Annotated in this window: 19 protein-coding genes; all 19 read right to left on the bottom strand. The window is 71.8% G+C overall.

Translation table 11 applies throughout. From position 1 onward, the window contains the following. Window positions 1–60: 60 nt before the first annotated feature. The 19 genes from K8U61_RS00330 to argS all read right to left on the bottom strand — a co-directional run bounded on the left by K8U61_RS00330 (window position 61) and on the right by argS (window position 18,531). On the bottom strand, window positions 61–864 hold the full coding sequence (locus tag K8U61_RS00330; RefSeq protein ID WP_224120962.1) for a F0F1 ATP synthase subunit delta: 804 nt from the start codon (window positions 862–864) through the stop codon (window positions 61–63). Next, window positions 864–1,388: a F0F1 ATP synthase subunit B gene (locus K8U61_RS00325; RefSeq protein ID WP_308043050.1), complete on the bottom strand. Its 525-nt coding sequence runs from the start codon at window positions 1,386–1,388 to the stop codon at window positions 864–866. Before K8U61_RS00325 ends, K8U61_RS00330 begins: the two co-directional genes overlap by 1 nt. A 50-nt stretch (window positions 1,389–1,438) precedes the next feature. Next, on the bottom strand, window positions 1,439–1,702 hold the full coding sequence (locus K8U61_RS00320) for a F0F1 ATP synthase subunit C (protein ID WP_224120961.1): 264 nt from the start codon (window positions 1,700–1,702) through the stop codon (window positions 1,439–1,441). A gap of 70 nt (window positions 1,703–1,772) precedes the next feature. After that, window positions 1,773–2,624 (bottom strand): F0F1 ATP synthase subunit A, encoded by an 852-nt coding sequence (gene atpB, locus K8U61_RS00315; RefSeq protein ID WP_224120960.1) that lies wholly within the window; start codon window positions 2,622–2,624, stop codon window positions 1,773–1,775. Next, the gene (locus K8U61_RS00310; protein WP_224120959.1) at window positions 2,624–3,064 is read right to left on the bottom strand and encodes a hypothetical protein; all 441 of its coding nucleotides are present in this window, start codon (window positions 3,062–3,064) and stop codon (window positions 2,624–2,626) included. Before K8U61_RS00310 ends, atpB begins: the two co-directional genes overlap by 1 nt. 6 nt (window positions 3,065–3,070) lie before the next feature. Then, the gene (locus K8U61_RS00305; RefSeq protein WP_224120958.1) at window positions 3,071–3,304 is read right to left on the bottom strand and encodes an AtpZ/AtpI family protein; all 234 of its coding nucleotides are present in this window, start codon (window positions 3,302–3,304) and stop codon (window positions 3,071–3,073) included. A 300-nt stretch (window positions 3,305–3,604) separates the two neighbouring features. Next, window positions 3,605–4,747, bottom strand: coding sequence for a glycosyltransferase family 4 protein (locus K8U61_RS00300; RefSeq protein WP_224120957.1), 1,143 nt, complete (start codon window positions 4,745–4,747; stop codon window positions 3,605–3,607). Window positions 4,748–4,755: 8 nt separating this feature from the next. After that, window positions 4,756–5,445, bottom strand: a complete 690-nt coding sequence (locus K8U61_RS00295) for an L-threonylcarbamoyladenylate synthase (protein WP_224120956.1) — start codon at window positions 5,443–5,445, stop codon at window positions 4,756–4,758. A gap of 5 nt (window positions 5,446–5,450) precedes the next feature. Beyond that, window positions 5,451–6,287: a peptide chain release factor N(5)-glutamine methyltransferase gene (gene prmC / locus K8U61_RS00290; RefSeq protein ID WP_224120955.1), complete on the bottom strand. Its 837-nt coding sequence runs from the start codon at window positions 6,285–6,287 to the stop codon at window positions 5,451–5,453. Then, complete coding sequence (gene prfA, locus K8U61_RS00285; RefSeq protein ID WP_224120954.1) at window positions 6,284–7,357, bottom strand: peptide chain release factor 1; 1,074 nt, start codon at window positions 7,355–7,357, stop codon at window positions 6,284–6,286. The genes prmC and prfA overlap by 4 nt, the downstream gene beginning before the upstream one ends. 79 nt (window positions 7,358–7,436) lie before the next feature. Continuing rightward, the gene (gene rpmE, locus K8U61_RS00280) at window positions 7,437–7,661 is read right to left on the bottom strand and encodes a 50S ribosomal protein L31 (RefSeq protein ID WP_224120953.1); all 225 of its coding nucleotides are present in this window, start codon (window positions 7,659–7,661) and stop codon (window positions 7,437–7,439) included. A gap of 125 nt (window positions 7,662–7,786) precedes the next feature. Then, complete coding sequence (locus K8U61_RS00275) at window positions 7,787–9,451, bottom strand: sensor histidine kinase (protein ID WP_224120952.1); 1,665 nt, start codon at window positions 9,449–9,451, stop codon at window positions 7,787–7,789. Window positions 9,452–9,595: 144 nt separating this feature from the next. Further along, window positions 9,596–9,967, bottom strand: coding sequence for a response regulator transcription factor (locus K8U61_RS00270; RefSeq protein ID WP_224120951.1), 372 nt, complete (start codon window positions 9,965–9,967; stop codon window positions 9,596–9,598). An 86-nt stretch (window positions 9,968–10,053) separates the two neighbouring features. After that, on the bottom strand, window positions 10,054–11,919 hold the full coding sequence (gene rho, locus K8U61_RS00265) for a transcription termination factor Rho (RefSeq protein ID WP_372454157.1): 1,866 nt from the start codon (window positions 11,917–11,919) through the stop codon (window positions 10,054–10,056). 207 nt (window positions 11,920–12,126) lie between these two features. Further along, window positions 12,127–13,038, bottom strand: a complete 912-nt coding sequence (gene thrB, locus K8U61_RS00260) for a homoserine kinase (protein ID WP_224120950.1) — start codon at window positions 13,036–13,038, stop codon at window positions 12,127–12,129. Window positions 13,039–13,049: 11 nt separating this feature from the next. Continuing rightward, window positions 13,050–14,144 (bottom strand): threonine synthase, encoded by a 1,095-nt coding sequence (gene thrC, locus K8U61_RS00255; RefSeq protein WP_224121907.1) that lies wholly within the window; start codon window positions 14,142–14,144, stop codon window positions 13,050–13,052. Continuing rightward, window positions 14,144–15,469: a homoserine dehydrogenase gene (locus tag K8U61_RS00250; protein ID WP_224120949.1), complete on the bottom strand. Its 1,326-nt coding sequence runs from the start codon at window positions 15,467–15,469 to the stop codon at window positions 14,144–14,146. Before K8U61_RS00250 ends, thrC begins: the two co-directional genes overlap by 1 nt. Continuing rightward, the gene (gene lysA, locus K8U61_RS00245; RefSeq protein WP_224120948.1) at window positions 15,469–16,863 is read right to left on the bottom strand and encodes a diaminopimelate decarboxylase; all 1,395 of its coding nucleotides are present in this window, start codon (window positions 16,861–16,863) and stop codon (window positions 15,469–15,471) included. The genes K8U61_RS00250 and lysA overlap by 1 nt, the downstream gene beginning before the upstream one ends. Further along, on the bottom strand, window positions 16,864–18,531 hold the full coding sequence (argS, locus tag K8U61_RS00240) for an arginine--tRNA ligase (protein WP_224120947.1): 1,668 nt from the start codon (window positions 18,529–18,531) through the stop codon (window positions 16,864–16,866). Between the last annotated feature and the right edge of the window lie 132 nt (window positions 18,532–18,663).

Here is an 18,663-nt window from a genome sequence, read left to right as displayed (position 1 = left end):
TCTCTTGGTTCTCTTCTGAAGTCTTCGTGGGTGCTGGATGGACGGCCGGTGCTGACGCTGTCAGCCGACCAGCTTGCGACGGGCGTCGTCGAGGCGGCTCGAGACCGTGCCGTCGATGACGTCGTCACCGATCTCGACCCGCATGCCACCGAGGACGCCGGGGTCGACGACCTCGTTGAGGTGCACGTTCTTGCCGTACTGCTTCGAGAGCGCCTCGCCGAGGCGGGCCCGGTCGGCGTCGCTGAGCGGCGTGACGACCCGGACCGTGGCGACCGCCTGACCGCTGGCCTGCGCCGCGACCTGGCGGTACGTCGCCAGGGCCGCGGTGAGCGTGCGGTAGGTGCCGCCGAGCGCCTGCTTGGCGAGCGCCACCGTCGCGGTGCTGGCCTTGCCGTCGAGCAGCCCGTCGAGGAGCGCACTCTTGTCCGCACGGGAGCGGGCCGGGTTGGCCAGCGCGTCGCGCAGGTCGGGGTGGGCCGTGACGGTCTGGCCGAACGAGAAGAGCTCGTCGGCCACGACATTGGCGTCGGAGGACCGGACCCAGGTGAGCTCGCTGAGCCGCTCGAGTGCGTCGGCGAGGTCGCGGCTGATGGTCCACCGGCGCGCCACCGCGCTGGTGACCAGCGCGAGCGTCACGCCGTCGACCTTGCCGTCGAGGACCTGCTGGGCGAGGCCCTGCTTGGCCTCGGCCGGGAGCGAGGCGTCGGTCGCGAACCGGCGCAGGGCCGGCTCGGCCCGCAGCAGCTCCGCGACGTCGTACAGCTCGCCGGCCACGCGCTCGGCGTGCTGGCCGGCGCGCAGCGCCTGCTCGGCCTCGGTGGTGAGCTCCCGGAGGGAGTCCGCCGATGCTCCACGCAGATCCATCAGCTGGCGCCTTCCAGGTCCGCGAGGAACCGGTCGACGACCCGGCTCTGGCGCGCCTCGTCGTCGAGGGACTCCCCGACGATCCGGCCCGCGAGCGTCGTGGCGAGCGTGCCGACCTCGGAACGCAGGGAGGCCGCGGCCGCCTTGCGGTCGGCCTCGATCTGCGCGTGCGCGTGCTCGACGATGCGGGTCGCCTCGGCCTGGGCCTGCTCCCGCATCTCCGCGATGATCGCGGCGCCCTGCTCACGGGCCTCCTCACGGATCCGCGCCGCCTCGTGGCGCGCGTCCGCGATCTGCGACTTGAACTCGTCCTCGGCCGCATGGGCCTCGGCCTTCGCCTCGTCCAGCTCGGCGAACTGCTCACGGATCGCGTCCTGACGGGCGGTCATCGCGCGGTTGATCGGCGGGATGACGTACTTGCCCAGCAGGAACAGCAGGAGCGCGAAAGCGAGGAGCTCGACGAAGAACGTGCCGTTGGGCACGAGGAAGTTGTCCGCCATGGGGGTGACCGCAAGGCTTGCCATCGATTAGTTCCTTTGCTTCTGACAGGTGAGGTGGGGCGAAGCGCCCTCCGTCACGCGCCGAGGACGAAGACGAACAGCGCCATGAAGGCGAGGTTGATGAAGAACATCGCCTCGACCAGGCCGACCGTCAGGAAGAAGATGGTCTGGAGGCGACCCTGGGCCTCGGGCTGGCGAGCCACACCCTCGATGTAGGACGAGCCCGCGAGGCCGTCACCGATACCGGCACCGATGGCGCCACCAGCAAGGGCGATGCCACCGCCGACGAAGGCGCCGGCCAGCTTGACGGCGTCGGAAGTTGCAGTTGCGTCTGCCATGTCTCTCCTTGGTTACGCACCGGGGTCCGGTGCCTGTTTCTTACAACTCGGGTCACGCCCGACCGGGTGGTCAGTGCGCGGGAACGGGGGCGGCGTCGTCCGCGTGCGCGGCCTCCGCCTTCTTGCGGCGCTCCTCGTCGAGGTACTCCTCGTGGGACTCGTGCTCCTCGTGGCCGGCACCGGCCATCGCGAAGTAGAGGACCGTCAGCAGCGCGAAGATGAAGGCCTGGATGACGCCGATGATCGCGTCGAACGCCTTCCAGAGCAGGTTGGGCGCCCACATCGCGTAGAGCGGGATGAGGCCGATCAGCGCCAGCATGATGCCGCCGGCGAAGATGTTGCCGAAGAGTCGCAGCGCGAGCGTGATCGGCTTGATCAGCTCCTCGAGGACGTTCAGCGGGGCGAGCACCGGGAAGGGCTCGATGAAGTGCCGGAAGTAGCCCTTCACGCCCTTCTGGCGGATGCCGTAGGTCCACACGCTCACCATCGTCACCGCCGCCAGCGCGTAGGTGAGGTTGGTGTCGGCGGTGGGCGCCGGCAGCAGGTGGACGTCGTGACCGGCGATGGTCAGCTCGGTCGGCACCAGCTCGAGCCAGTTGCAGAAGAGGATGAAGAAGAACAGCGAGATCGCCAGGGGCGCGACGTAGGGGTGCACCTTGCCGAGGTTGTCCTCGACCTGCTTGTTGACCTCGCCGACGACGAGCTCCCAGAGGATCTGAGGCTTGGTCGGGACGTGGTCCTCGGTGTCCTTGCGCAGCGCGCGGGTCGCCCAGAAGCCGAGCAGCAGGACGAGCACGCCGGCGACGAGCGTGGAGATGATCGTGTCGACGTTGAACGTCATCCCGAGCCACGTCCGCTGGACGTGGTGGCCGATCTCGATGTCGGATCCACCTTCGAGCGGCAGCACGCCGATCAGAGCCATCACTGGTTCTTCAACTCCTTGAGCAGCGGGATCGTGGTCATCACCAGGGCGATGAGCCGGAAGACGGCCAGACCGAGCAGCAGCCCGATGCCGTCGGGCCAGAAGATCACGGCGACGCCGACGGCGACGATCGTGAGGAAGGTCAGGCGGACGACCGTCGAGACGATCATCTGGTTGCGGGTGGGCTGCTCACCGTTGGCGATGAGCTTGAGCAGCCAGAACTCGGTGGCCAGGTGGTTGACCAGGCCGAGGAGGACGCCGCCCGCGATGCAGCCGGCGAGCTGCCAGCGGTCGAGCTGTCCGATCACCCAGAAGCTCGCGACCATCATCGCCAGCGCGACGTAGCAGACCTTGCGCTGGTCCTTGACGACGCGCCAGATCGAGGCCTTCTGCGGCGGGGTGGTCTCGGACATCGGGACGCTCATCTCGGTGGAGGTCATCGGTGCTCACCCCCGCAGGGCGGCACGGACCTTGGCGACGAAACCGACGCAGCCGGCCAGGACACCGAGCCCGATGCCGACCAGGACACCGACCGGCGAGGAGCCCGCGGCGTTGTCGACGACGAGACCGAGGACCAGGCCGAGGACGACGCAGCCGGCGAGAAGACCGCCGAGCCCGATGAGGTCGCGGCCGCGCAGACCCGCGTCAGCGGGGCCAGCGTCGGAGCGCTCATCGACCATTCACCCAAGTCCCATTCGTCGGCATCGACATCGAAAGGCAGGACGCCACCGGGCAGGCGGACACGGGAGGTGGTCCGACCCTCGGCAACCGGCGACGGCGCGAAACTACCACAGCCAGACAGACCGGTCCTCGGGCGTGTCACCGGGGTCCGGTTGGTCGCGGTCGTCATGGTCGGCGGCCGTTCTCTCGTGGCTGAACAGGGTGGTGCTTCGGGGTGCTTGTGAAAACTAGCACAAGCGCTCTCGGCCGCCGAACTCGGGGGTGGAGCCCCTGCAGACCACCGGCCACGCGCCAGTCTGTCAGGCCTGCTCCGGGAGCGCACGGCCGGGGTGGTGGAGCTTGGGCAGGAGGAAGGTCAGGCCGACGGTGAGCAGTGCCATCGCGCCCACCGACGCCCACATCCACGCCTCGTCGTTGTAGAGGCTGATCAGCACCGTGCCGAGGCTGACCAGGGCCGCCCACATCCACATGATCAGCACGGCACGGCGGTGGGAGTGGCCGATCTCGAGCAGGCGGTGGTGGAGGTGCTGCTTGTCCGGGGCGAAGGGTGAGCGCCCCGCGCGCGTTCGTCGTACGACGGCGAGGACCAGGTCGAGCATCGGCACGATCAGGATCGAGATCGGCAGCAGCAGCGGCAGCAGCGTCGGCAGCAGGCTCGCCTGGGTGCCCGCGGCGCCCTGGGAGATCTGGTCGGGGCTGAACTGCCCGGTCAGGGTGACCGCGCTGGCCGAGAGCACCAGGCCGATCAGCATCGACCCGCTGTCCCCCATGAAGAGGCGCGCCTGGTGGAAGTTGTGCGGCAGGAAGCCCGCGCAGGCACCCGCGAGGGCGGCGCTGAGCAGCGCGCCGGTGGTCGCCAGCGACACCTTGTTGATGCTGGCCAGCTGGTAGCAGAAGACGAAGAAGGCGACCGCCCCGATGCCGACCACGCCGGCGGCGAGGCCGTCGAGTCCGTCGACGAAGTTCACGGCGTTGACCGTGGCCACGACGATGAAGCCGGTCAGCAGCGCGCCTTGCGCCGGATCGAGCGGGTACTGCGTGCCGTCGCGGCCCGTCACGTAGACGTACTGGATCCCGAAGGCGATGAGGAAGCCGGCGGCCAGCACCTGCCCGCCGAGCTTGGTGAGCGCATCGAGCTCGAAGAGGTCGTCGAGCACCCCAACTGCGCAGATCAGCGCCCCCGCGATCAGCACGATGCCGGCGTCGCGGAAGACGAAGGGGCCGCTCGTGGAGAGGAAGGGCAGCTGCCGCGCGACGACGTACGCCGCCACCAGGCCGCCCAGCATCGCCAGGCCGCCGAGGTAGGGGATCGGCACGGCGTGCACGTCGCGGTCGCGGACCTTCGCCACCGCGCCGGTCCGCAGTGCGAGCTCCCGGGCGATGACCGTGAGGAGGTACGTCGTGGCCGCGGCGACGAGGAAGACGAGGAGGTACTCGCGCATGGGCCGCCCTACTGACCCTGGGCCGGACCGTCGTCGGTCAGGGTCGCCCCGAGGGGCTCGAGGACCGCGTTGAGCTGCTCGAGGGAGAGGGCGCCGAGCCGGAGCACCCGGCCCTGGTCGCCGGTGCAGTCGACGATCGTGGAGGCCTCGCCGCCGGGCGACTCCCCCGCATCGACGACGACGGCGACGTCGTCGCCGAGCATGTCGATCGCCTGGTCGGCGTCGGTCGCGGCGGGCATGCCCGTCTTGTTGGCCGAGCTGACGGCCAGCGGGCCGGTGCGCTCCAGGATCGCCCGGGCGACGTCGTGGTCGGGCATCCGGACGGCGACGGTGCCGCGGGTGTCGCCGAGGTCCCACTGCAACGACGTCTGCTGGTGGCAGACCAGGGTCAGCGGGCCGGGCCAGAACTCCTCGACCAGCGAGCGGGCCCAGCCGGGCACCTTGGTGGCGAGGGCGTCGAGCGTCGTCGCGGCGCTCACGAGCACCGGCGGCGGCATCTCCCGGCCGCGGCCCTTGGCGGCCAGCAGACCGCGGACGGCGACGGGGTCGAAGGCGTCCGCGCCGATGCCGTAGACCGTGTCGGTCGGCAGCACGATCAGCTCACCCCGCTGGATCGCGTCGGCGGCGGCCTCGACGGCCTCCTCGCGCTCCTCGTCGGTGCCGGTCGGGTAGCGCTCGCTCGTCCCTTCGCTCGTCACAGGGGTCATCGTGCCAGCCGGGCGGTCGTGTAGCGCGCACGGCCCGCCAGATCCTCGTGGTCGCGCACGTCGGCCCACCGGCCGGTCCCCGCGAGCACCCCGGGAGCGGACTCGCCCTGCACGTCGGCGTGCTCGAAGCCGAGCACCCCGCCGGGACGCAGCAGCTCCGCGGCACGCCGCTCGAGGACCCGGATCGCGTCCAGGCCGTCGGCGCCGGAGAAGAGCGCGAGGTGCGGGTCGTGGTCGCGGGCCTCGGGCGCCACCGACTCCCACGCCTCCAGCGGGATGTACGGCGGGTTGCAGGTGACCACGTCGACGGTGCCGAGGAGGTCGTCGAAGACGGTCGCGAAGTCGCCCTGGCGCAGGTCGACGCCGGTGCCGGCGAGGTTGCGCTCGGCCCAGGCGTACGCCGGCTCGTCCAGCTCGACCGCGTGGACCTCGAGGTCGGGCCGCTCGTCGGCGAGCGCCTTGGCGACCGCGCCCGACCCGGTGCAGAGGTCGATCGCGACGCCGCCCTGCGGGGCGACCTCCACCGCCCACCCGGCGAGCAGCTCGGTCTCCGGCCGCGGCACGAACACCCCGGGGCCGACGGCGAGCTCGACGTAGCGGAAGAACGCGACCCCGGTCAGGTGCTGCAGCGGCTCGCGGCCGGCCCGGCGGCCGACGAGTGCGGCGTACTCCCCCGCGGCGACCTCGGGGACGTCGTCGACCAGCACCAGACCCGCCCGCGTCGTACCGAGGACGTGCGCGAGGAGCTCCGCGGCGTCGTGCTCGGGGCTCGCGACCCCCGCCTCGCGCAGCCGCCCGGTGGCCGCGCGGAGCAGCTCGCGGCGATCGCTCACTGCTCGAGGGCTTCGAGCCGCGCCGCGAGATCGGCCTCCACGCAGGAGTCGAGCACCGGCTGGAGGTCGCCGTCGAGCACCTGGTCGAGGTTGTAGGCCTTGTAGCCGGTGCGGTGGTCGGAGATGCGGTTCTCCGGGAAGTTGTAGGTGCGGATCCGCTCGGAGCGGTCGACGGTGCGGACCTGGCTGCGCCGGGCCTCGCCGGCCTCGGCGTCGGCGGCCTCCTGGGCGGCTTGGAGGAGCCGCGAGCGCAGGATGCGCAGGGCCTGCTCCTTGTTCTGGAGCTGGGACTTCTCGTTCTGGCAGCTGACCACGATGCCGGTCGGCAGGTGGGTGATCCGGACCGCCGAGTCGGTGGTGTTGACGCTCTGGCCGCCCGGTCCGCTGGAGCGGAAGACGTCGATGCGCAGGTCGTTGTCGTCGATCTGCACGTCGACCTGCTCGGCCTCGGGCAGCACCAGGACGCCCGCGGCACTCGTGTGGACACGCCCCTGGGACTCCGTGACCGGCACCCGCTGGACGCGGTGCACGCCGCCCTCGAACTTGAGCAGGGCGTACGGCGCCTCCCCCGGCTCGGGCGTGCCCTTCGCCTTCACGGCGACCGTGACGGACTTGTAGCCCCCGAGGTCGGACTCGGCCGCGTCGAGGACCTCGACCTTCCAGCCACGGGCCTCGGCGTACCGGGTGTACATGCGCAGCAGGTCGCCGGCGAACAGCGCCGACTCCTCGCCGCCCTCCCCCGACTTCACCTCGAGGATCGCGTCCTTGTCATCCGCCGCGTCGCGGGGCACGAGCAGCCGGCGGAGCCGCTCCTCGGCCTCGTGCCGCCGGCCGGTCAGGGACTCGGCCTCCTCGGCGAACGCCGGGTCCTCGCTAGCGAGCTCGCGGGCGGCCTCGATGTCGTCACCGAGCTGCTGCCACTCCCGCCAGGCACCGATGATGGAGGACAGCGCGGCGTACCGCTGGTTGAGCTGCTTGGCCAGCCGAGCGTCGGCGTGCGTCTCGGGCTCGGCGAGGCGGCCCTCCAGCTCGGTGTGCTCGGCGAGCATCCCCTCGACCGCTTCGAACATCGTCACCCTCTCCTGCTGCGCCGGTGGAAATACAGAACGCCGGTCCCCGCACGTGGCGGGAACCGGCGCTCGGAGGCAGCTACTTCTTGGCGTCAGCGGCCTTCTTGGCGTAGCGGGCCTCGAAGCGGGCGACGCGGCCGCCGGTGTCGAGGATCTTCTGCTTGCCGGTGTAGAACGGGTGGCACTGCGAGCAGACGTCGGCGTGGATCGTGCCCGAGGTCGCGGTGCTGCGGGTGGTGAACTGAGCGCCACAGGTGCAGGTCACCTGGGTCTCGATGTAGTCCGGGTGGATGTCCTTCTTCATGGTGTCCTCTCATGGCCGCCGGGTCGCCTCCCCCCTTCGAGGAGTGCGTGAACCGGGACCGACAGACGATTGTGACATGGGAGGGAACGTCGCGGTAATCCGCGGCATTCCCGCTCGGTCACCGCTCAGGAGCGGCGTCGGGCGAAGGCCGGCACGATCCGCGGGAGCTCGCCGGCGTCGGCGGGGTCGACCTCGCCGGACGGCTCCGGGCTCGTCTCTCGGGTGACCGCGGGGGCCGGGACCGGCTCGAGGGCGCGAGGGGTGGGGACCGGGACCGGGGTGCGGGTGATCGGGATCGGCGTGACGGTCGGGACCGAGGCGGACTGCTGCGGCAGCCGGACGGTGACCGTCGTACCGGCACCCTCCTCGGAGGAGAAGAGGACGCTGCCCTGGTGCTTGTCGACGATCGTCTGGGTCATCCGGACCCCCAGGCCGGTGCCGGCGATCTCGTTGGTGACCGCGTTGGAGGCGCGGAAGAAGCGGGTGCCGAGCCGGTCGATCTCCGACGCGGGGATGCCGATGCCCTCGTCGGTGACGGCCACGGCGACCTCGGCGCCGTCGGCTCGCAGCTCGACCCGGACCCGGCCGTCGTCGTGGCTGAACTTCACGGCGTTGGTGACCACGTTGAGGAACGCGCGGTGCAGCATCGCCCGGTCGGCGAGCACCGCGACCGGCGCCACGGGCGTGACCACCCCGATCTCGATACCCCGCCGGGCCGCGGTGATCTTGACGTCCATGACAACCTCGCGGACCAGGCCGGTGAGGTCGATGACCTCCATCTGGCTGGCCCGGCCCTCGGCCTGCGACAGCGTGAGCAGGTCGTCGATGAGCATCTTGAGGCGGGCGACGTTGCGGCGGGTCGCCTCCAGCATCCGCTCGTGGCGGGGCTCGAGGGCGTCCTCGAACTCCTCGGCCACCATCTCCAGGTAGCCGCTGATCGTGGTCAACGGGGTGCGGAGCTCGTGCGAGACGTTGGAGACGAAGTCGTCCTTGGCGGTGTCGAGGGTCCGCATCTCCTTCTGGATCCACACCTCGACCGCCTTGGCCCGCGACTGGGCGTCGGCCAGGTCGTTGATCGCCTGCGCGATCGCCTGGACCTCCTTGGGCCCGGCCGGCTTGGCGCGTACGTCGGGCTCGTCGCGCATCCGCGAGACGACCTTCTCGAGGTCGAGCAGCGGCTGGGAGAGCTCGGCCATCAGCTTGCGGCGCGACCGCGCCACCACGAAGTAGCCGACCAGCGCGACCGCCAGGACGGCGAGCGCGGTGCCCTTGAGCAGCCAGGACATGGCGTCGGTCGAGCTCCGGACCCGGCTCTCGAGCGCCTCGGTGGTGGCCCGGTTGGCCGCGCGGAGGTCGTCGAACGCGGCCGTGCCCTTCCGGATCTCCGCGCCCGACGCGGGGGTCCCGCCCTCGGCATCCATGCGCGGACCGGCGTACTCGGCGATCCAGGTCTGCGCGGCCCGCTCCTGGCCCTCGGCCAGTGCGGTCAGCTCGCGGTCGCCGGCGGCGTACTCGCGGACGGTCTGCTCGTGGGCGGGCAGCTGGACCAGCGCCTGCTGGTAGTCGTCGGCGGCGGACCCGCGCCCGGTGCTCGACCAGGCCTCGACCGCGGCGGACATGCTCGTCAGGTCCTGGAGCACGGCCTGGTTGGACGCGACCGCGGGCCGGAGCTCGTCGTCGAGGCGATCGACCGCTGCCCCGGACACGGCGATGCCGACGATCGCGACCAGGGTCATCAACCCCGCGACCACGGCGACCCGCGCCAGGACGGGCGCCACCAGGCGGGTCACCGGACGGCCACTCATGGTTCGGTCACACCCCCCAGTGCACGACGAACGAATCCCACGACGGCGCGCCGGATCGCGCGCCGCATCCCCTCATCCGAGACTACCGTCACAGCGGCGTCCCGGAGGCCGAACGGCCAGCCGGACCAGTCAGCCGGAGCGGGTCAGCAGGGCCTGGACCCGCGAGGCCAGCTCGCGGGGGCTGAACGGCTTGGTGATGTAGTCGTCGGCGCCGGAGTCGAAGCCGGTCTCGACGTCGGACTCCTGCGCACGGGCGGTCAGCAGGATCACGGGCAGGTCGGCGAGCGCGGGGTCGGCGCGGATCGCGCGGATGGCATCCAGGCCGGACACCCCCGGCATCATGACGTCGAGCACGGCAAGGTCGGGACGCTCCGCCTGGCAGGCGTCGATCGCCGCCGCGCCGTCGGCCACGGCGACCACGTCGTGGCCGAGGGTCGAGAGCTTGAACTCGACGAGCTCGCGGATGTCGACGTCGTCGTCCGCGACCAGGATCCGGGCCACGCGGCCCCCTTTCGATTGCTGTGCGGGGGCAGCCTAACGCGCTCCCCTGTCGATTGCGGGAACCGCCGCCCGTCGTGCGGACCCCGCTAGTCCTCGCGGCCCGGGACCGTCGGCGTGGTCTTCTGGACCTGCATGAGGAACTCGATGTTCGTCTGCGACTTCTTCAGCCGCTCGAGCAGCAGCTCGAGGGCCTGCTGGCCGTCGAGGGACGACAGCAGCCGGCGCAGCTTCCAGATGATGGCGAGCTCGTCCTGGCTCATCAGGAGCTCCTCGCGCCGGGTGCCGGACTGGACCGCGTCGATGGCCGGGAAGAGCCGCTTGTCGGCGAAGTCGCGGCGCAGGCGGATCTCCATGTTGCCGGTGCCCTTGAACTCCTCGAAGATCACCTCGTCCATCTTCGAGCCGCTCTCGATCAGCGCCGTCGCGAGGATCGTCAGCGAGCCGCCGTCCTCGATGTTGCGGGCCGCGCCGAAGAACTTCTTCGGCGGGTAGAGCGCCGCGGAGTCGACGCCGCCGGACAGGATCCGGCCGCTGGCGGGAGCCGAGAGGTTGTACGCGCGGCCGAGTCGGGTGATGCCGTCGAGCAGCACGACCACGTCGTGGCCGAGCTCCACGAGACGCTTGGCGCGCTCGATCGCGAGCTCGGCGACCGTGGTGTGGTCGCTGGCCGGCCGGTCGAAGGTCGAGGAGATGACCTCACCCTTGACCGAGCGCTCGAAGTCGGTGACCTCCTCGGGGCGCTCGTCGACCAGGACCACCATGAGGTGGCACTCGGGGTTGTTGGTGGTGATCGAGTTGGCGATCGACTGCATGACCATCGTCTTGCCCGCCTTGGCCGGGGACACGATGAGGCCGCGCTGGCCCTTGCCGATCGGCGCCGCGATGTCGATGACCCGGCCGATCAGGTTGTCCGGCCCGGTCTCGAGGCGCAGCCGCTCCGAGGGGTAGAGCGGGGTCAGCTTGGCGAACTCGACGCGGTGCTTGGCGGTCTCGGGGTCGGCGCCGTTGACGGCGTCGATCCGGACCATCGGGTTGAACTTCTCCTTGCGCTCACCCTCCCGCGGCTGGCGCACCTGCCCGACGAGCGCGTCACCGCGGCGCAGGCCGTACTTGCGCACCATCGAGAGCGACACGTAAACGTCGTCGGCGCCGGCGAGGTAGCCGCTGGTGCGGACGAAGGCGTAGTTGTCGAGCACGTCGAGGATGCCGGCCGCGGGGACCAGCACGTCGTCCTCGAGGATCGTGGTGTCCGGCTCCGTGCGCTGACCGGTGCGACCCGAGCGGTCCCGGCCGCGGCGCCGGCGGTTGCGCCGGCTGCCCTCGCCGTCGCCGTCGTCGTCGCCCTGCTGGTCGCCCTGCTGGTCGGCCGGCTGGTTGCCCTTGGGGTCGTTCCGGGCGTCGTTCTTCTGGTCGTTCTTCTGGTCGTTCTTGTTCTGGGGCTGCTGCTGACCCTTGTTCTGGTCACCGCCCTTGCCCTGCTGGTTGGCCTGCTGGTTGCCCTGCTTCTGGTCCTGCTTCGCGCGCTGGCCACCCTGCTGCCGGTCCTGCTGCCGGTCACGCTGCTGGCGATCCTGCTGCTGGTCGCGCTGCGGGCGGTCCTGCTGCGGCTCGGACCGCTGCTCCGGCTGGTCCTGCTTAGGCCCGTCCTGGTCCGGCTGGTCCCGCTTCGGCTCGTCCCGCTTCGGCTCGTCCCGCTTGGGCCGGTCCTGCTTCGGCTGGTCCTGCTTCGCCTGGTCCTGCTGGGGGCGGCCGCCGCCCGACTGGTGGGCCTTGATCGCCTCGACCAGCTGGGCCTTCTTCATCGAGCCCGCGCCCGGGATCCCCAGGCCGCCGGCCATCGACTTCAGGTCGGCCAGCAGCATGGAGTTGAGCCCTCCACCGCGCTTCTTGGCGGTCTGCCCCTGGGGCTGGTCGCCGGTGTCGCCGGTGGTGGCTTCGATCGTTTCCGTCACGTGAGGTCCTTCCCACGTATCAGCGCCGTACCGGCCTGGAGCCGTCGGCGTGGGGTCAGGTTCCCTCGGCCGCCGGGGCACACCAAGCGGGGCCGCACCAGGACGAGGGAGAGATGCGCCCAACCCTGGGACCAGAGCTCGGCGCGCCCACAACATACACCCGCGTCGGCGCCGGTGTGGCATCCGGCACGCGTGACGGGACCACGCTCAGAGGAGGACGGCGCCGTCCCGGTCGACGGTGAGGTGGTGGCTGGTCCAGCCGTCGGGGCAGCGGGCCCGGAGCGCGGCGGCGCCCGAGGCGTCGGTGAAGGCCAGGACGGTGGGTCCGGCGCCCGACACCACGGCGGGCACCTGGTCGTCGCGCAGCTCGTCGACCAGGGCGAGCGAGTCGGCCATCGCGGGGCGCCGGTAGGACTGGTGCAGGTAGTCGCGGGTCGCGCGCCACAGGTGCTCCGGCTGACCCGCGAGGGCCGCGACCAGCAGCGCCGTACGCCCGGCGTCGGCGGCGGCCTCGGCGTGCGGGACCCGGGCGGGCAGCAGGCCGCGGGCGACCGCGGTCGAGACCGGCGTCGGCGGCACGAAGACGACCACCTCGACGCGCGGGTCGACCGCCGAGCCGACGGAGTAGAAGCCGCCCTCGCCCTCGGGCGGGGTGTCCTTGCCGGAGATCGTGAAGCCACCGTAGAAGGCGGGCGCGACGTTGTCCGGGTGACCCTCCAGCCGGGCGGCGAGGCGGAAGAGCGCGTCGTCGTCCACGAGCAGCGCGCCGCCCGCGACCAGTCCGCGGGCCAGCACGACACCCGCGACGATCGCCGCCGAGGAGGAGCCGAGGCCCCGGGCGTGCGGGACGACGTTGGTGCAGGACAGCCGCAGGCCGGGCGGCTGCTCCCCCAGCGCCTCGAACGCCGCGCGCATCGAGCGGACGACGAGGTGCGACTCGTCGCGCGGCACGTCCTCGGCGCCCGCACCGGTGACCTCGATGACCAGGCCGTCGGGCCGGACCTCCGCCTCGAGCTCGTCGTGGAGCGAGAGCGCGATGCCCAGCGCGTCGAAGCCGGGGCCGAGGTTGGCCGAGGTCGCGGGCACGCGGACCCGGACGGCCCCCTCGACGAAGGTCACCACCCGCGGCCTCAGGCGAGTCCGGCCGCCGCGGCGGCAGCCGCGACGTCGGCGTCCACGACGGTGTCGACGATGGTGCCGCCGCTCTCGGTGAAGCCCTCGAGCGCGGTCACCGTGTCCTTGAGGCCGTGGCCGGTGACGGTGATCGCGACGGTCGCGCCGCGGTAGGACTCGCCGCCGGCGAGCTCCTGCAGCAGCCCGGCGATCCCGGCCGCCGAGGCGGGCTCGACGAAGACGCCGTCCCGCGAGGCGAGCTCGCGCTGCGCCGCGAGGATCTGCCCGTCGCTGACCGAGGCGAAGCGGCCGCCGGACTCGTCGCGGGCCGCCTCGGCGAGCTTCCACGAGGCCGGGTTGCCGATCCGGATGGCGGTGGCGCGGGTCTCCGGGTCCGGGAACGGCTCCCCGGTCACCAGCGGCGCCGCGCCCTCGGCCTGGAAGCCGCGCATGATCGGCTTCTTGGTCGCCATCCCCCAGCCGGCGTACTGCGTGTAGCCGAGCCAGTACGCCGAGATGTTGCCGGCGTTGCCGACCGGCAGCAGGTGGTAGTCGGGGGCGTCGCCGAGGAGGTCGCAGATCTCGAACGCCGCGGTCTTCTGCCCCTCGAGGCGGACCGGGTTGACGGAGTTGACCAGCGCCACGGGGTAGTCCCAGGAGAGGCCCTTGGCCATCGCCAGGCAGTCGTCGAAGTTGCCGCGCACCATGATCACCTGGGCGCCGTGCAGGATCGCCTGGGCCATCTTGCCGGCGGCGATCTTGCCCTCGGGCACCAGGACGAGCGGCTTCAGCCCGGCCTTCGCGGCGTACGCCGCCATCGAGGCCGAGGTGTTGCCGGTCGACGCGCAGACGACGGCCTCGGCGCCGTCGTGCTTGGCGACCGAGATCGCCGCGGTCATGCCGCGGTCCTTGAAGGAGCCGGTCGGGTTGTTGCCCTCGACCTTGAGCCACACCTCCGCGCCGGTGAGGCCGGAGAGCCACTCGGAGAAGACCAGCGGGGTGCCACCCTCGCGGAGCGTGATCGCGGCGGTGCCCTCGGGGATCTCGAGCAGCGGGCGGTACTCCTCGATCACGCCGCGCCACTGGTGGGTGCGGGAGGTCGGCGGGCTGATCACTCGGTGGCTCCTTCGACGCGCATGACGGAGGTGACCTCGCGGACGGCGTCCATGCCGCGCAGGGTCTCGACGGTGGCGGACAGCTGGGCGTCGGTCGCCTCGTGGGAGACGACGACGAGCTGGGCGTCGGCGTCGCGGCCCTCTTGGCGGACGGTCTGGATCGAGACGCCGTGCTCCGCGAACGCCATCGCGACCGACGCGAGCACGCCCGCGCGGTCGTCGACGTCGATCGCGACGTGGTAGCGGGTGACGGTCTCCCCCATCGGCAGCACGGCGCGGTCGGCGTAGGCCGACTCGCCCGCGCCGCGGGTCCCGGCGAGCCGGTTGCGGGCGACCGTGACGAGGTCGCCGAGGACGGCGGACGCGGTCGGCGCGCCACCGGCGCCCGGGCCGTAGAACATCAGCTGGCCGGCGGCCTCGGACTCGACGAAGACCGCGTTGAAGGCCTCGCGCACCGACGCCAGTGGGTGGGACCGCGGGATCATCGCCGGGTGGACGCGGACGGCGACCGAGTCGTCTCCCCCGGGTCCGGTCCTGAGCTCCGCGATGGCGAGGAGCTTGACGACGCTGTTCATCTCGACCGCGGACTGGACGTCGGCCGCGGTGACCTCGGTGATGCCCTCGCGGTAGACGTCGGAGGCGGTCACCCGCGAGTGGAACGCGAGCGAGGCGAGGATCGCGGCCTTCGCGGCGGCGTCGAAGCCCTCGACGTCGGCGGTCGGGTCGGCCTCGGCGTACCCGAGCTCCTGGGCCTCCTCGAGCGCCTCGGCGAAGCCGGCGCCGGAGGAGTCCATCTTGTCGAGGATGAAGTTGGTGGTGCCGTTGACGATGCCGAGCACCCGGGTCACCCGGTCGCCGGCCAGCGACTCGCGCAGCGGGCGCAGGATCGGGATCGCGCCGGCGACGGCGGCCTCGTAGTAGAGGTCGCGGCCGACCTTCTCGGCGGCCTCGAAGAGCGTCGGGCCGTCCTCGGCGAGGAGCGCCTTGTTGGCGGTCACGACCGACTTGCCGCTCTCGAGCGCGGCCAGGATCAGCGACCGGGCGGGCTCGATGCCGCCGATCACCTCGACCACCAGGTCGACGTCGTCGCGCGTGACGAGCGCCGTCGCGTCGGTCGTGAGCAGCCCCTCGGGCACCTCGACCTCGCGCGGCGCGTCGAGGCGGCGTACGGCGACGCCGGCCAGCTCCACCGGCGCGCCGACCCGGGCGGCGAGGTCGCCCGCCTGCTCACCGAGCAGCCGCACCACCTGCGAGCCGACCGAGCCGCAGCCCAGCACCGCCACCCTCACTGCATTTCCTGGGGTGAGCTTGTCGCTCTCCATTACTGATCACCCATGTCCGTTGCGAGCAGATCGTCCTCAGTCTCGCGGCGTACGACGACGCGCGCGACCCCGTCCCGCACCGCGACCACCGGGGGCCGCAGCGCGTGGTTGTAGTTGGAGGCCATCGAGCGACAGTAGGCACCCGTGCCCGGGACCGCCAGCAGGTCGCCGGACCGGAGGTCCCCGGGGAGGAACTCGTCCTTGACCACGATGTCGCCGGCCTCGCAGTGCTTGCCGACCACGCGGGACAGCACCGGCGGTGCGGCGGAGTCGCGGGAGGCGAGCGTGCAGGAGTAGTCGGCGTCGTAGAGGGCGGTGCGGATGTTGTCGCTCATCCCGCCGTCGACGCTGACGTAGGTGCGCACCGCGCCCCCGTCGAGCTGCACGTCCTTGACGGTGCCGACGGTGTAGACGGTGCACATCGCGGGCCCGACGATCGCGCGGCCGGGCTCGATCGACAGCCGCGGCTCGGGGATGCCGAGCGCGCGGCACTCGTGCTCGACGATCTTGCTCATCTCGGTCGCGAGCTGCGCCGGGTCGCTCGGGTCGTCCTGGGTCGTGTAGGCGATGCCGAAGCCGCCGCCGAGGTCCATCTCGGGCAGCGCGACGCCGAGCTCGTCGCTGACCCGCGCCTGGAGGGCGAGCACCCGGCGGGCCGCGACCTCGAACCCGGAGGAGTCGAAGATCTGGCTGCCGATGTGGGAGTGCAGGCCGAGCAGCTCGAGCCCCGGCGTCGCGAGGACCCGGCGTACCGCCTCGAAGGCCTGGCCGTTGCTGATCGAGAAGCCGAACTTCTGGTCCTCGTGGGCGGTGGCGATGTACTCGTGGGTGTGCGCCTCCACGCCGGCGGTGACGCGGACCATGACGCGGGTGCTGAGGCCGTCGGCGGTGATCGAGGCGAGCCGCTCGATCTCGTCGAAGGAGTCGACGACGATCCGGCCGACGCCGGCGGCCACCGCACGGCGCAGCTCCATGAGCGTCTTGTTGTTGCCGTGGTAGCCGATCCGCGCCGGGTCGAAGCCGGCCCGCAGCGCGACGGTCAGCTCGCCGTTGGAGCAGACGTCGAGGCACAGCCCCTCCTCCTGCACCCACCGCGCGACGGCGGTGCAGAGGAAGGCCTTGCCGGCGTAGAAGACGTCGTACGCCGCGAACGCGTCGCGGAAGGCCCGCGCCCGGGAGCGGAAGTCGTCCTCGTCGAGGACGTACGCCGGGGTGTTGACGTCGGCGACGAGCTCGGGGAGCGCGAGGCCGCCGACGTGGAGCTCGCCGTCGACCTTGTGCGCGGTCTGCGACCAGAGGTGCTGGACCAGGGCGTTGGGGTCGGCGGGGGGCTGCAGCCATGCGGGGCCGCGGAGCGCCCCGGGCGCGTGCGCCCAGCCTGCTTCGTGGGACATCTACATGCGCTCCGGGGCGGAGACGCCGAGGAGACCGAGGCCGTTGGCGAAGACGGTGCGGGCCGCGGCGACCAGAACGAGGCGCGCCTCGTTGACCGGCGCCACCGGCTCGTCGCCCTGGGGCAGCATCCGGCACTCGCGGGTGTCGTACCAGCGGTTGAAGACCGCGGTCATGTCTTCGAGGTAGCGGGCCACGCGGTGGGGGTGGCGCAGCTCGGCGGCGCTGGCCACGACCCGCGGGAACTCGGCGAGCGACCGGAGCAGCTCGCCCTCCTTCTCGTGGGAGAGCAGCGCCGGGTCGAACTGCTGCGGCATCGACATGCCGAGCTCGGCCGCGTTCTCCATCATCCGGCAGGTCCGGGCGTGGCCGTACTGCACGTAGTAGACGGGGTTGTCGTTGGAGGCCTTGGTGATCTCGGCGACGTCGAGCACGAGGGGCGAGTCGGCCGGGTAGCGCGCGAGCGAGTAGCGCAGCGCGTCGGTGCCGATCTCGTCGATCAGCTCCTCGAGCGACACGATCTCGCCGGCCCGCTTGGAGAGCCGGACCTCCTGGTCGCCGCGGACGATCTTCACCAGCTGCCCGATGAGGACCTCGATGTTGCGGTCGGGGTCGTCGCCGGCGCAGGCGGCCATGGCGCGCAGCCGCCCGACGTACCCGTGGTGGTCGGCGCCGAGCAGGTAGATGCACCGGTCGAAGCCGCGCTCGCGCTTGTTGACGTAGTAGGCGGTGTCGCTGGCGAAGTAGGTGAGCTCGCCGTTGGACCGGATCAGCACCCGGTCCTTGTCGTCGCCGAAGTCGGTGGTCCGCATCCAGAGCGCGCCGTCGGCGTCGAAGAGGTGGCCCTGGGACCGGAGCTTCTCGAGCCCGGCGGCGACGTCGTTGCTGTCGTGGAGGCTGCGCTCGGAGAACCACACGTCGAAGTGGGTGTTGAAGCGGTCGAGCTGCTCCTGCTGCTGGGCGAGCTGCAGCGCGTAGCCCTTCTCCCGGAAGGCGACGAGCCGCTCGTCCGCGGGCAGGTCGAGGATGGCCGGGTCCGCGTCGACGATCTCCTGGGCCAGGTCGGCGATGTAGCCGCCGTGGTAGCCGTCCTCGGGCGTGGGCTGCCCGAGCGCGGCGGCCTCGATCGAGGCGCCGAAGAGGTTCATCTGGTTGCCGCGGTCGTTGATGTAGAACTCGCGGGTCACGGTCGCACCGGCGGCCTCGAGCACCCGCGCGATCGCGTCGCCGACCACGGCCCAGCGGGTGTGGCCGAGGTGCAGCGGGCCGGTCGGGTTGGCCGAGATGAACTCGACGTCGATCTTCTCGCCGTGGAGCGAGTCGGTGACGCCGTACGACGCGCCGGCCGCGACGACCTGCTCGGCGATGACGCCCTGGGCGCCGGCCGAGACCGAGATGTTGAGGAAGCCCGGCCCGGCGATGTCGACGGCGTCGATCCCGTCGGCCTGCAGCAGGCCCGTCTGGACGAGCTCGGCGAAGGCGCGAGGGTTGAGCCCGGCCTTCTTGCCCAGTTGGAGGGCGACGTTGGTGGCGTAGTCGCCGTGCTCCTTCGATCGCGGGCGCTCCACCGTGACACTCGTCGGGACGCCGTCCGGCAGGGTGATCGCACCCTCGTCGGACAGCGTCGTCAGGACGTCGACGATCGCGGTGGAGAGCTGCTCGGGAGTCACCCGGCAAGGGTATCGGCGCCCGGCGCTCGCCCTTGCATCGATATCCGCGGTGGGACGGGCCGGGCCGGGCGCAGCCCGATTGCACCTGTCCCGCGCGTCGGCTGTAGGGTTCTGCGCAGTCCCGTGACGGCC

The organism is Nocardioides mangrovi (assembly GCF_020073815.1).
Taxonomy (GTDB): Bacteria; Actinomycetota; Actinomycetes; order Propionibacteriales; family Nocardioidaceae; genus Nocardioides; species Nocardioides mangrovi.
Note: the sequence above shows the minus strand (reverse complement) of the source record. Positions and strands in the feature narration are given on the sequence as shown.

What these genes read in the sequence shown, in the direction of transcription:
- K8U61_RS00330 (WP_224120962.1), bottom strand. Translation starts at nt 864, where the DNA reads ATGGATCTGCGTGGAGCATCGGCGGACTCCCTCCGGGAGCTCACCACC.
- K8U61_RS00325 (WP_308043050.1), bottom strand. Translation starts at nt 1,388, where the DNA reads ATGGCAAGCCTTGCGGTCACCCCCATGGCGGACAACTTCCTCGTGCCC.
- K8U61_RS00320 (WP_224120961.1), bottom strand. Translation starts at nt 1,702, where the DNA reads ATGGCAGACGCAACTGCAACTTCCGACGCCGTCAAGCTGGCCGGCGCC.
- atpB (WP_224120960.1), bottom strand. Translation starts at nt 2,624, where the DNA reads ATGGCTCTGATCGGCGTGCTGCCGCTCGAAGGTGGATCCGACATCGAG.
- K8U61_RS00310 (WP_224120959.1), bottom strand. Translation starts at nt 3,064, where the DNA reads ATGACCTCCACCGAGATGAGCGTCCCGATGTCCGAGACCACCCCGCCG.
- K8U61_RS00305 (WP_224120958.1), bottom strand. Translation starts at nt 3,304, where the DNA reads ATGGTCGATGAGCGCTCCGACGCTGGCCCCGCTGACGCGGGTCTGCGC.
- K8U61_RS00300 (WP_224120957.1), bottom strand. Translation starts at nt 4,747, where the DNA reads ATGCGCGAGTACCTCCTCGTCTTCCTCGTCGCCGCGGCCACGACGTAC.
- prfA (WP_224120954.1), bottom strand. Translation starts at nt 7,357, where the DNA reads ATGTTCGAAGCGGTCGAGGGGATGCTCGCCGAGCACACCGAGCTGGAG.
- rpmE (WP_224120953.1), bottom strand. Translation starts at nt 7,661, where the DNA reads ATGAAGAAGGACATCCACCCGGACTACATCGAGACCCAGGTGACCTGC.
- K8U61_RS00250 (WP_224120949.1), bottom strand. Translation starts at nt 15,469, where the DNA reads ATGGAGAGCGACAAGCTCACCCCAGGAAATGCAGTGAGGGTGGCGGTG.
- lysA (WP_224120948.1), bottom strand. Translation starts at nt 16,863, where the DNA reads ATGTCCCACGAAGCAGGCTGGGCGCACGCGCCCGGGGCGCTCCGCGGC.